This window comes from Neorhizobium sp. PAMB6630 (assembly GCF_058242775.1).
This window is the reverse complement of the sequence record NZ_JBZAYV010000003.1, coordinates 60,018-72,583: the sequence shown is the minus strand read 5'-3', so window position 1 is coordinate 72,583 and position 12,566 is coordinate 60,018. Positions and strand designations below refer to the sequence as shown.

Below are 12,566 nucleotides of genomic sequence, written 5' to 3'. Positions count from 1 at the left end.
GACAGATGACCATCACGTTCAGGACCGAAACGTTCCGTGACGACTTCAGCTTCCGCAACAGCCTCTATAACATCCGGCGCTTCCCGTTCCCGTTCGATCGCGACGAGTACATGTATTCGGTCAACATGGAGCCGCATGTGCGCGGCAAGGCGGACAGCGTTTTCGAAAACCTGATCGATGTCGACGAGCACTATGTCGCGGAGATGCAGGACCGGGCGATGGTGCTCAAGGAAGACCCGCTGCGCTGCCAGGCCCTGCCGCATATGATGGCAGCGCAATGGGATGTGCTCGAACTCCTGATGGAGCATCAGGCGCAGGACTATCCCGAACACTTCACCCTGGAAAAGAAGGGCGACCGCTGGCGCTGGATCAACCGGCCGATGGGTATCGACGACACTTTCACCTTCGGCGATCCATCCACGCTTCCCTACCCGCCGATGGAATACATCACCCGGCAGGCGCAGGGCGATTTCTGCATCGTCGACCAGCGCGACAACAGTCTCTGGATGGATGCCGGCATGGTCACCACCCAGGCCGACTGGTCGCTCGATTTCGACATCGGCATGAACTTCATGGAATGGCACGGTCCCGTGCCGCTCGCCCACCAGATCGGTGTGTTCGAGCGGGCGCTTAAATTCCTGCTCAACCTGCAGCAGGGCAAGCCGACCCGCCGCCTGAACTGGACGATGACCGTCAATCCGCGGCTCGACACCTCACCCGAAAACTACCCTAAATGGGGACCTGACCGTATGACGGTGACACCGGAGAATGTCGGCGAAAAGATGCATCTGCGCGTCGAGTTGCAGAGCCTCTGGCGCCTGCCGCGCTCCAACGCCATCCTCTTCGTCATCCGCTGCTACCTGATCAGCCTCAACGAACTGGTGACCGTGCCCAAATGGGCCCGCCGCCTGCCGCGTGTGCTCAACAGCCTGCCGCCGGAGATCGTCGATTACAAGGGCCTGACACGCAACCGTCCGATCATGATCGACTGGTTGGCGAAATACGACGACGGGGCGCCGACGAGTGCCGGGATTTTTCCGGATTGAGATTGAGTAGCGGCTCCTCGTCCGGCCTGTCGGCCACCTTCTCACCGCGTGCGGGGAAGAAGGTTAGGTGATGAGCAACCTTTGAAACAAGAATCGGCAACGACCGAAAAAACTGACAACGATATAAAAGGGAACAGACATGACCAGAGTAGCCGTCATCGGCGCGGGGCCATCCGGTCTTGCACAATTGAGAGCCTTCCAGTCCGCTGCGAAAAACGGTGCCGAAATCCCGGAAGTCGTCTGCTTTGAAAAACAGGCCGACTGGGGCGGCCTGTGGAACTACACCTGGCGCACGGGGCTTGACGAACATGGTGAGCCCGTTCACGGCAGCATGTATCGTTATCTCTGGTCGAACGGGCCGAAGGAATGCCTAGAATTCGCCGATTACTCCTTCGAGGAGCACTTCGGCAAGCCGATCGCCTCCTATCCGCCACGCGCCGTGCTTTGGGATTACATCAAGGGTCGTGTCGAGAAGGCCGATGTGCGCAGCTGGGTGCGGTTCAACACGCCAGTCCGCATGGTGACCTTCGATGAGGCGACGAAAAAATTCACGGTGACGGCGCATGATCGCGTCGAGGACCGCATGTATGACGAAATCTTCGATTACGTCGTTGTCGCCTCCGGGCATTTCTCCACGCCGAACGTGCCGTTCTTCGAAGGCGTTCCGACCTTCGGCGGCCGCGTTCTCCACGCTCATGATTTCCGCGATGCGCTGGAGTTCAAGGACAAGGACGTGCTGATCGTCGGCCGCAGCTATTCAGCTGAGGATATTGGCTCGCAGTGCTGGAAATACGGTGCGCGCTCGGTCACCACCAGCTACCGCTCTAAGCCAATGGGCTTTAGATGGCCGGAGCGTTTCGAGGAGCGGCCGCTGCTGCAGAAGCTCGTTAACAAGACGGCTCATTTTGCCGATGGTTCAACGAAGGACGTCGATGCGCTGATCCTCTGCACCGGCTATCAGCACCACTTTCCGTTCCTGCCCGACGATCTTCGCCTGAAGACGGCAAACCGCCTCTGGACCGATAATCTCTACAAGGGGATCGTCTACGAGGACAATCCGCAGCTGTTCTACATCGGCATGCAGGACCAGTTCTATACGTTCAACATGTTCGATGCGCAGGCATGGTACGCCCGCGATATCATGCTCGGCCGGATCTCGATACCGGATGCGGTGGAGCGCAAGGCGCATTTCGACAGATGGCGCACCCGCGAGGAAAACCTTGTGAATGCCGAGCAGATGATCTGGTTTCAGGGCGATTACGTGCTGGAGCTGCTGGCAGAGACGGATTATCCGAAGTTCGACATCGAGGGAACCAACAAGACCTTTATGGAGTGGGAACACCACAAGGCCGAAAGCATCATGGGCTTTCGCGACAACGGCTACCGCTCGCTGATGACAGGCACGATGGCGCCCAAGCACCACACACCGTGGCTGGAGGCTCTGGACGATACGATGGAGACGTATCTGCGGAACTGATGGCTGGTGCGGTCGTCATGAAAGGGAAAGGGTCGCGCCGAGCGGCCTTTTCATCGGGCGAAACGAAGGAGAGGCTGGGGCCTCGTCCTTCCCCATAGGCGGCAAGAAGGGGCCCGAAAGGCGGATGGGGCAAAAGCGTCCACACGTTGAGGATGAAGATTTGCCCATCACCCTCACCCTTTCCCCCCGCAGGCGGTGTGATGGGACGATAGATTTTCCCGGCATCGAGGAAGACGGCAACACTACTTAAGAGATCAGACGGCGCGCTTAAGACCGCGGCCGTGTCTTCTGCGGATCGTAGTGCGACAGCGGCACGATCACGGCCGGAACGCGCTTCTGGTGGCCGTCGAGCTTGCCGATTTCCACCTCTGTGCCAACCGCCGCATGGGCCACATCAATGCGCGCGAGTGCGATGGTCTTGCCGAGGATCGGCGAGCGGGTGGCGCTGGTGATGAGGCCGACTTGGGCGCGACCGACATGGATGCCATCGCCGTGGCCGATCGTATCGTTTGCCTGGATATCGAGGCCCACGAGCAGATGGCGCGGATGTTCCTTGCGGCGGATCAGCGCGTCGCGGCCGATGAAGTCGTCCGGCTTGGATTTCAGCGGCACGGTAAAGCCGATGCCGGCCTCAAAGGGATCGGTCTGGTCGGTGAACTCGTGGTGGGCGAAGATAAGCCCCGCCTCGATGCGCACCATGTCCAGCGCTTCGAGCCCCATCGGCTTCATGCCCTGGGGCTGGCCTGCCTCCCAGACGGCGTCGAAGACGGTGAGCGCATCCTTGGGGTGACAGAAGATCTCGTAGCCAAGTTCGCCGGTATACCCCGTGCGCGAGACGACGACCGGCGCGCCCTCGAAGCCGCCGATCCGGCCGACGGTGAACCGGAACCATTCAAGCTCGGCGACGGTCTGCTGGCGCGGGCCGGTCCAGACGATGTCCTTGAGGATGTCGCGGCTCTTCGGCCCCTGAACGGCGATGTTGTGCATCTGGTCCGTGGAGGATCGTACCCAGGCCTTGAAGCCCTTCTTCTGCGCCTGCTCGCGCAGCCAGATGCCGCTGTAGTCGTCGCCGCCGATCCAGCGGAAATTCATGTCGCCGAGGCGAAAAAGCGTGCCGTCGTCGATCATGCCGCCGTTTTCGTAGCACATGGCCGAATAGACCACCTGGCCATTCGACAATTTGCGCACGTCCCGGGTCAGGCAATACTGCAGGAGCGCTTCGGCGTCCGGGCCTGTCACCTCGAATTTTCTGAGCGGTGACAGGTCGATCACGGCAGCGTTTTCGCGGCAGGCCCAGTATTCCTCGACCGGACCTGCTGACGCGAAGCGGTTTGGCAGCCAATAGCCACGATATTCTGTGAAATCCCGCGTCATCTGCGAAAGGCGAGGGTGGAAGGCGGTTTCCCGCGTCAGTTCTACGTCGGCATCAGGGGTCATACGATAGGCAACCGCTCGTGAGAATTTCTCTTTTCCGGAAAAGGTGCGAACGTGGATATCCGTCGGATCCCAGCCGTTCGCCGCATCAATGTCGTCGGGGCAGGACGACGAGACGCAGACCAGATCGGTCAGCGCCCGCATCAGCACGTAATCGCCCGGCCGTGACCATGGTTCGTCGAGATAGAGCTGATTATTGTGATCGACATTGGTGTTGTAGAAATAGTTGAGCGCTTCCCAGCCCTTGCGCGGGGCAATGCCATAGGGCGATAGCGCCGCGTTGAAATTGTCCGTACAGTTGACGTGGCCGGGATAACCCATGTCGTCATAGTAGCGGGCGTTGCAGGCTGTGGCGAAGGCATCGTGCCGGCCGACCGTATCCTGCACGATCTCGACCAGCGGTTCGAAATCGCGGTCGAAGGCTTTTGATGGTAGGCCGGGTGCCGGATAGCTGCGGCCAAGCAGGGTGCGGGTTACGGTCGCGTCGAGAGCGAGATCGAGGCCCTTGTCGACCTTGCGGGCGGAAAACGCCTGGAAATCCGTGCATTGCCGCCCGTAGACGTCGATGATCTGGATGAACTCGCCGGCGCGCACGAAATAGGCGGACGCCGTTGCCGCCTTGATCCGGATATCCTCGATCGGATCTGCCATCGGCTCGGGAAGAGCCGAGGAATAATCGCGGATCAGCGTGCTGCGGCGGACGAGGAGTTCGATCGGCGTTGCCGTATCCTGCGCCTCCGGCGACATGGCGGATGCGGGGGCGGCGGCAATCAGCAGACCCTTCGCCGCGATGGTGAATTCCGCCCGGCTTCCAGGCATCGATGCCTCACCGAAAAAACGCACAGCGCCCGCCTTCGCAAGATCGACGTTTCGGCGTGCAAAAGCCGCCCGCGTGCGGCGAACGCTTTCGTCGTCGCAAGCCAGAATGGCCTTCAGGCCTTCCGCCCCATTCGTAAAGGTTGCGCCCAGTCCGGCAGAGACGAAATGGCCGGTCTCATCGACGAAGGAAAGCTCGCAAGCCTGCCCGCCTTCCATATCCGTCACGGTGAGATGGTCGCCCGGCGCGACCCTGAGCACGACCGAGCCGCTGCCTTTGACGCGGTATCTTTCGGTGCCGGGGGGCATGCCGGAAAGGCCGGGATAGCGGATGAGGCTGGGTGACGCGTTCCGAACCGCGCCTGCCGTCGAATGAAGTTCGTGCATCACAATTCTCGCAAGGGCCGACACGCGATCAGCGTGCGGGAACAACCTACGAAATACCAAAAAAAAGTAAAGGTCCGTTGACTAAAAAGAAAATATCTTCACTATCCATAAACAATCTGTCTTTCCGAGAACCGCGTAAAAAATAGAAAAATGCGGGCGGAACAGATTGGGAGGCGCGTTTAAAACGGCATGTCGCGCAAGAGCATTCGAGACGTTTGGCGGCAAGGGCATCCGGGGAACAAAACCCTGAAGGGCGGAGCGAAAGGGAAAATCGCGTCGCGCTTTGGATTGGACGGAAGACACATCCGAACACAATAAATGGGGAACCAGCATGACCGATGCATTGGAGACCGGGCTGACAACGCCCGGTGTAGAAAGCAAACTGATACGCGCGCTCGACTGGAAGGGCGCTTTTTGGGTGGCTGCGGGCGTGCCGCCACTCGTTCTTTTCTCGATCGGCGGCATTTCCGGCGTGACCGGCAAGCTGGCCTTCCTGGTGTGGATCATCTCCATGGTGATGGGCTTCCTGCAGTCCTTCACCTATGCCGAGATCGCCGGCATGTTCGGCAACAAATCCGGCGGCGCGTCGATCTATGGCGCGACGGCGTGGCTGCGTTATTCAAAATTCATCGCGCCGCTTTCGGTGTGGTGCAACTGGTTCGCATGGTCGCCGGTTCTGTCGCTGGGCTGCGCCATCGCCGCCGGTTACATTCTCAACGCCTTATTCCCTATACCCGCGGGCGATGCGCAACCCGTACTCGACTGGATCGCCGCCAACGCCGCATCGCTGACAGCCGAGAGCCCGCGCGTGGCCGAATACATCGCCGCCCATGCCGGCACGGCTCCTGCTGATGCCATCACGGCTCTGCTTACCTCCGATGGTGTCGCTGCCCTGACCCCTGCCATCCGCAGCTGGTCGCTTGTCAGCTTCAAAATCCCCTTCCTGGCGACGGCCAACATCAACGCGACCTTCTTCATCGGCGCCGCGCTGATGCTGATCATCTTTTCGATCCAGCATCGCGGCATCTCCGAGACCGCCAGCGTCCAGAAGTGGCTGGCGATCATCGTGCTGGTGCCGTTGTTGCTGATCGGTGTCTACCCGATCCTCAGCGGCCAGATCGTCTGGTCGAACGTCACCGGTCTCGTGCCGCCGGTGGCTGCCTATTCCGGTGTCGACGGCACCTGGAGCATCGGCGGATGGACGCTCTTCCTCGGGGGGCTCTACATCGCGGCGTGGTCGACCTACGGTTTCGAGACGGCCGTCTGCTACACCCGCGAACTGAAGAACCCGAAGACGGACACCTTCAAGGCAATCTTCTATTCGGGCCTTGTCTGCTGCCTGTTCTTCTTCCTCGTGCCTTTCGCGTTCCAGGGCGTTCTCGGTCATGCCGGCATGCTGGCACCGGGCATCGTCGATGGCACCGGCGTTGGCGAAGCGCTCGGCGGGCTGATCGGGGCGGGGCGCATTGTCACGCAGCTGCTGGTCATCCTGATGATCCTGGCACTGATGCTGGCGATCATGACCGCGATGGCCGGCTCTTCCCGCACGCTCTATCAGGGCTCCAAGGATGGTTGGCTGCCGAAGTACCTCGATCACGTCAACGAGAACGGCGCACCGACCCGCGCCATGTGGACCGATTTCGCCTTCAACCTGATCCTTCTGGCGATCGCCTCCGATGCGAGCGGATACTTCTTCGTTCTCGCCGTGTCCAACGTCGGCTACATCATCTTCAACTTCCTGAACCTCAACTCCGGCTGGATCCACCGGATGGATTCCGGCCACATCCCGCGGCCCTGGAAGGCCCCGACCTGGCTGATCGGCGTCAACACCGTGCTTGCCTTCGTCAATGCCCTGTTCCTCGGCGCCGGCGCCAAGGTCTGGGGTTTTTCCAACGCACTCTGGGTCGGCTTCATCTTTGCCGCGCTCATCTTGCCCGTCTTTGCCTATCGCCATTATGTGCGTGACGGCGGCAAGTTTCCGGCGGGCGCCATGGAGGATCTTGGTCTCACCGGCCAGGATCTCGGCGTGAAGAAGGCTGGCGTGTTGCCTTATGTGGCACTTCTTGTCGGATTGGCCATCGTCCTGATTGCCAATTACGTGTTCCAGCTCCCTGCTTGAGGGCTTGACGGACAGAAAAGGCGCGGGTTTCGGCCCGCGCCTTTTTCGTATGCCCGGAGTGCAGAGGTTTCACCCGGTTGCGCCAAGAATGAGATCAGTCGAGAAATCGGTCGGGAGGGCGATAAGTTGCGGCAGGCATCGGGATCTCCCCGGTCAGTCTCAGCTGAATTCCAGGCTCATCTGCACCAGTTCGTCCCACAGGCTTTCGGCAAAGCCGCGCAAGACGATGAGTTCAAATGCGTCATAATCGACCCGCGTCACATGGGCCGTGATGTGCCCGATCAGCGTCGTCACTGACCGGCCGACGGGAAGGGCTGTCAGATCGACGGCCGTGCCCTTGGCGAGCACACGCATCGCCATGGCGCCCTGCACCAGAATGCGAATGCGTCCATGGCTCTGGTCGACGACATCGACCTCCGGCTTCAACAAAGATGCAAGCGCCTGAAGACTGGCATGGGTCAAGGCCGTGTCGCCCACGGCAAACCATTGGCCGGGCGAAACCGGGCGCAGCGACAGTCCGGTGGCGTGGCCGGAAAACCCGGGCAGTTCGCTTGCAGATGCGCGGGCGAGCAGATGCAGAAGTGTGCCTTCCGGGCGTGGCTCCAGCCTGATGCCGTTGCGCTGGACCGGCTGCTTATCCTCAAGCGCGGGGCGAAGGGTGACGCGGTATTTCGACATCATGGATCTCCCTTGATCAGACATGCAGCTTTTCATTGGCAGGATCGAAGAAGACGGGCGCGCAAAGCCGTCCCGGGGTATATTCGCCGCGCAGGCCGTTCCAGATCATCACTTCCTCACCATGACGGCTGGAGCCACGGCGCACCAGAGCCAGACCGATGGTCGAGCCGATATGCGGTGAGTAGCAGCTCGACGACACATAGCCCTGATCGTTCTCCAACGTAGCCGCCGCGCCCTTTTCGAGAATATGCGCGCCGGTCCTGAAGCTCGTCGCCGGATCGAGCGGTACGACGCCGACCAGCTGCGGCCGCTCTGGCGCGTTCAGGCCCTCGCGGGCCAGCATATGCTTACCGATGAAATCCGGCTTGGTGGCGGAAACCATACGGCCGAAGCCGAGATCGCCAGGCACCACCGTTCCGTTGATCTCGTTGTGGGTCACGTGGCCCTTCTCGATGCGCAGCACGGCGAGCGCCTCGACGCCGTAGGGCTGAATGCCGTCTTCTTTGCCTGCCTCCATGATCGCATCGGCGACAGCCTCGCCGTAGCCGGCGGGTACCGCCAGTTCATAGGCAAGTTCGCCTGAAAACGAGATGCGGAACAGGCGGCCGTGAACAGCGCCTTCGAACAGCGAGACCTCGGCCGCGCCAAGGAATGGGAAGGATTCGTTCGACAGGTCCGCATCGACGACGCGTTCGAGGATGGCGCGTGATTTAGGGCCAACGATCGCCATCTGCGCCCATTGGTCGGTGACGGATGCCAGGCGGACATCAAGGTCCGGCCAAAGCGCCTGCGAGCAAAATTCCAGATGGTTCATGACGCCCGCGGCATAGGCGGTGGTCGTCGTCATGAAATAGCGGTCGTCGGCAAGGCGGCTGGTGGTGCCGTCGTCGTAGATATGGCCGTCTTCGCGCAGCATCAGGCCGTAGCGAGCCTTGCCGACCGGCAGCTTGAGAAAGGCGTTGCAATAGACGCGGTTCAGGAACTCGGCGGCATCCGCGCCGGTGATCTCGATCTTGCCGAGCATGGAGACATCGCAGAGCCCGGCATTATTGCGGGCGTTCAAGACCTCGCGATCGACGCTCTCGCGCCAGCCGGTTTCGCCGGTGCGCGGAAACCATGACGAGCGGTACCAGAGGCCCGTTTCGACAAAGACCGCACCGTTCTTCTTGGCCCAGGCATGGAGCGGCGATTTGCGCACCGGCTGGAAATCGTGGCCATGGGAGGTGCCTGCCAGCGCGCCGAACGAAACGGGCGTGTAGAACGGCCGGAAGGTCGTCGTGCCCACGTCGGCCGGCGAGACGCCGCGGGCTTCTGCCAGTAACGCGATGGCGTTGACGTTGGAAAGCTTGCCCTGGTCGGTCGCCATGCCATTGGTGGTGTAGCGCTTTGCAAGCTCCACATGGCCGTAGCCTTCCTGAACGGCAAGCCCCAGGTCCTTGCGATGCACGTCGTTCTGGTAATCGACGAAAGCCTTTCCACGCACGCCCTTGATGGTCCAGAGCGGCTTTGCCGGGACCGGAACGATTTCTCCTTCGATTGCGCCGAAAGATGATCTGGAACTGCCATAACCGAGGGATTCGGCAATGGCCGCACCCTTTGCAGCACCGTCTTCGAGGCAGGCACCGAGACCGTCTATCGCATCGGCAGCACCGGCAAGCGACAATCCCTTCAGGCCCGAGGGTGCAAGGAACGTCGCCTTCGCATCCGACCATTGCGGCCTGCCGCCGCGATGGCAGGCGAGGTTGATCACCGGGTTGAAGCCGCCCGACATGGCAAGCGCGTCAACCCTGATCGTTTCACTGCCGTTTCGCGTGCGCACGGTGATGCCGGACAGCGTCTTGCCGCCGGTAGCGTCGCTGACGACGGCCTCGCAGATGATCCGGGTTTTACCCGTGTAAGAGTGTGCAGGCCCCGGACGGCTGTCGACGATCACAGCCGCGGGAATGCCGGCAGCCTCGAGATCGGCGGCCAGCGCATAGCCGCTGTCATTTGTGGTGAAGATCGCCACCTGCCTGCCGGGCGCCACGCTGTAGCGGTTGAGATAGGTGCGCATCGCGCCCGCCATCATGATGCCCGGAATGTCGTTGCCGCCGAAGACCAGCGGACGCTCCTCGGCGCCGGTGGCCAGCAGCGCGTGTCTGGCGACGATGCGCCACAGGCGTTCGACAGGGAGATTGGCCGCCGGCACGCAGACGTGCTTTTGCACGCGCTCGACAGCGCCGAAGACATTGCCGTCATACCAGCCGAAGACGGTGGTGCGCGGCATTACCGTGACATTCGGCAGGGAGGCCAGTTCCGCCAGCGTTTCGGCTGCGAAGGTCTGCGCCGCCGTTGCGCCGATTGTCGCCGTCTCGGACAGGAGACCGCCGCCGCCCCGGGATTGTTCGTCGGCCAGAATGACACGCGCCCCGGCGCGAGCCGCGGCAAGGGCCGCAGCAAGGCCGGCAGCGCCGGCCCCGACGACCAGCAGGTCGCAATGCGCCCAGCTCTTTTCGTAAGTGTCCGGATCTGTCTCGTAGGTGGCGCGGCCGAGGCCCGCGGCGCGGCGAATGAAGGGTTCGTAAAGCTTTTCCCAGAGCGCTGCCGGCCACATGAAGGTCTTGTAGTAGAAGCCCGCTCCAAGGAAGGGCGAGAGGAGGCTGTTCAACGCGCCGATGTCGAGTTCGAGCGACGGCCAGCGGTTCTGGCTTGTCGCCGTCAGGCCCTGATAAAGTTCCTGCATGGTGGCGCGGGTGTTCGGCTCGGTGCGGCCGCCGTCTCCGATGGTCACGAGTGCGTTGGGCTCGGCAGCGCCGGATGTCAGTACGCCGCGCGGGCGATGGTATTTGAAGCTGCGGCCGACAAGCAGCCGGCCATTGGCCAAAAGCGCGGAGGCAAGGCTGTCACCCTCCAGACCCTGCATGGCCTTGCCATCGAAGGAGAAGGAGAGGGACTTGCTGCGATCGACAAGGCCGCCGGAGGAAAGGCGATAGGGGGTCATGCAGTTACCTCGCGCCGGTCGGCGGCGTCTCTGCTATCGAAAATTTCATGTGTTGCCGTATCGCGGCTCACAACCAGCCAGCGCCGGCAGCCGGAGGTGTGATGCCAGTATTCCTGGTACGCGCCGCGCGGGTTGTCTCGCAGATACACGTAGTCGAACCATGTCGCCTGCAGTGCTTCTGTCGCCGGGCGGGGCAGGGCGGCACCCTTGACGGTGAATTCTTCCTTGGGTCTTGCGCCGCAATGCGGGCAGGTGACGAGGCTGGCCATGTCTTGTTCCTTGGTCCGGCGGATCAGTGCAGGTTGGGTTGGGCGCCCTGGCCCTTTTCGTCGAGCAGATAACCGCGCTCGAAGCGATCGAGCCGCATCTGCCGCGTCGTGTCGTGCGGCATGTCCCTGGCGATCAGGTGCGCAAAACAGAAGCCCGAGGCTGGTGTCGCCTTGAAGCCGCCGTAACACCAGCCAGCATTGAGATAGAGGTTTTCCACGGCGGTCTTGTCGATGATCGGCGAGCCGTCCATCGACATATCCATGATGCCGCCCCAAGAGCGCAGCACGCGCACGCGCGACAGCGCCGGGATCATCGCCTTGCCGGCCTCCGCGACATGCTCGACGGTCGCGAGATTGCCGCGCTGGGCATAGGAATTGTAGCCGTCGATATCGCCACCGAACACAAGGCCGCCCTTGTCGGATTGGGACACGTAAAAATGCCCGGCGCCAAAGGTGACGACGCAATCGATAAAGGGTTTGAGACCTTCCGAGACGAAGGCCTGCAGCACGTGGCTTTCGATCGGCAGCTTCATGCCGGCCATCTCGGCAACGCGCGAGGAGTTGCCTGCGGCTGCAAGGCCGAGCTTGCCGCAGCCGATGAAACCTCTCGATGTCTCCACGCCGACCACGCGACCATTTTGGCGGCGAATGCCAGTGACTTCGCAATTCTGGATGATATCGACGCCGCGGCTGTCTGCGCCGCGGGCATAGCCCCAGGCCACGCCGTCATGGCGCACGGTGCCGCCGCGCTGCTGGAGAAGCCCGCCTTGGATCGGAAAGCGGGCATTGTCGTAATCGAGGAAGGGCAGCCTGGCCATCACCGCCCCGCGATCCAGAAGCTCGGCATCAACGCCGTGCAGCCGCATCGCATTGCCGCGCCGGGTGTAGGCGTCACGCTGGGCGTCGGAGTGGTAGAGATTGAGCACGCCACGCTGGGAAACCATGGCATTGAAGTTGAAGTCCTGTTCCAGCCCTTCCCAGAGCTTCATCGAAAGCTCGTAGAACGGATTATTGCCTTCCAGCAGATAGTTGGAGCGGATGATTGTCGTGTTGCGCCCGACATTGCCGGAGCCGATATAGTTCTTTTCGAGAACCGCGACATTGGTGATGCCGAATTCCTTGGCAAGATAATAGGCCGTCGCCAGCCCATGCCCGCCGCCACCCACGATGATCACGTCATAGTGCTGCTTCGGCTGAGGATCGCGCCATGCGGGCGCCCAGCTCTTGTTGCCCGTCAGGCCTTTCAGGAAGATCGAAAGAGCAGAATAGCGCATCGCAAAGCCTCGAAAATATCTGGCCGGATGCTACCGCTTTTGCAAAGCAGAAAATTGCACAAATAGGACCTTTTACGATAGAAAGA

The 12,566-nt window shown here is 61.5% G+C and carries 8 protein-coding genes; 3 read left to right on the top strand and 5 right to left on the bottom strand.

Translation table 11 applies throughout. The features are described 5' to 3' along the window. The first annotated feature begins 5 nt into the window (after positions 1–5). Positions 6–1,046: a heme-dependent oxidative N-demethylase family protein gene (locus tag AC4CWF_RS25830; protein ID WP_491288135.1), complete on the top strand. Its 1,041-nt coding sequence runs from the start codon at positions 6–8 to the stop codon at positions 1,044–1,046. Between the two features lie 139 nt (positions 1,047–1,185). After that, complete coding sequence (locus AC4CWF_RS25825; protein ID WP_491288133.1) at positions 1,186–2,523, top strand: trimethylamine monooxygenase; 1,338 nt, start codon at positions 1,186–1,188, stop codon at positions 2,521–2,523. Positions 2,524–2,790: 267 nt separating this feature from the next. Here the strand turns inward: AC4CWF_RS25825 and AC4CWF_RS25820 are convergent, their stop codons facing one another. Continuing rightward, a complete protein-coding gene (locus AC4CWF_RS25820; RefSeq protein ID WP_491288132.1) occupies positions 2,791–5,160 on the bottom strand; it encodes a trimethylamine N-oxide demethylase in 2,370 nt (789 codons plus the stop codon). Between the two features lie 331 nt (positions 5,161–5,491). On the opposite strand from AC4CWF_RS25820, the gene AC4CWF_RS25815 reads away from it, so the two are divergent. Next, positions 5,492–7,279: a trimethylamine N-oxide permease gene (locus tag AC4CWF_RS25815; RefSeq protein ID WP_491288130.1), complete on the top strand. Its 1,788-nt coding sequence runs from the start codon at positions 5,492–5,494 to the stop codon at positions 7,277–7,279. 159 nt (positions 7,280–7,438) lie between these two features. Here AC4CWF_RS25815 and AC4CWF_RS25810 read toward each other — a convergent pair whose 3' ends face one another. Genes AC4CWF_RS25810 through AC4CWF_RS25795 form a run of 4 tightly spaced genes read right to left on the bottom strand, consistent with a single transcriptional unit; the run spans position 7,439 to position 12,480 of the window. Further along, complete coding sequence (locus AC4CWF_RS25810; protein WP_491288255.1) at positions 7,439–7,957, bottom strand: sarcosine oxidase subunit gamma family protein; 519 nt, start codon at positions 7,955–7,957, stop codon at positions 7,439–7,441. Positions 7,958–7,973: 16 nt separating this feature from the next. Further along, positions 7,974–10,937 carry a sarcosine oxidase subunit alpha family protein gene (locus AC4CWF_RS25805; protein ID WP_491288128.1) on the bottom strand — a complete coding sequence of 988 codons (2,964 nt, stop codon included), beginning with the start codon at positions 10,935–10,937 and terminating at the stop codon, positions 7,974–7,976. Continuing rightward, complete coding sequence (locus AC4CWF_RS25800) at positions 10,934–11,206, bottom strand: sarcosine oxidase subunit delta (RefSeq protein ID WP_491288126.1); 273 nt, start codon at positions 11,204–11,206, stop codon at positions 10,934–10,936. Before AC4CWF_RS25800 ends, AC4CWF_RS25805 begins: the two co-directional genes overlap by 4 nt. A 23-nt stretch (positions 11,207–11,229) precedes the next feature. Continuing rightward, a complete protein-coding gene (locus AC4CWF_RS25795; RefSeq protein WP_491288124.1) occupies positions 11,230–12,480 on the bottom strand; it encodes a sarcosine oxidase subunit beta family protein in 1,251 nt (416 codons plus the stop codon). Positions 12,481–12,566: the final 86 nt, after the last annotated feature.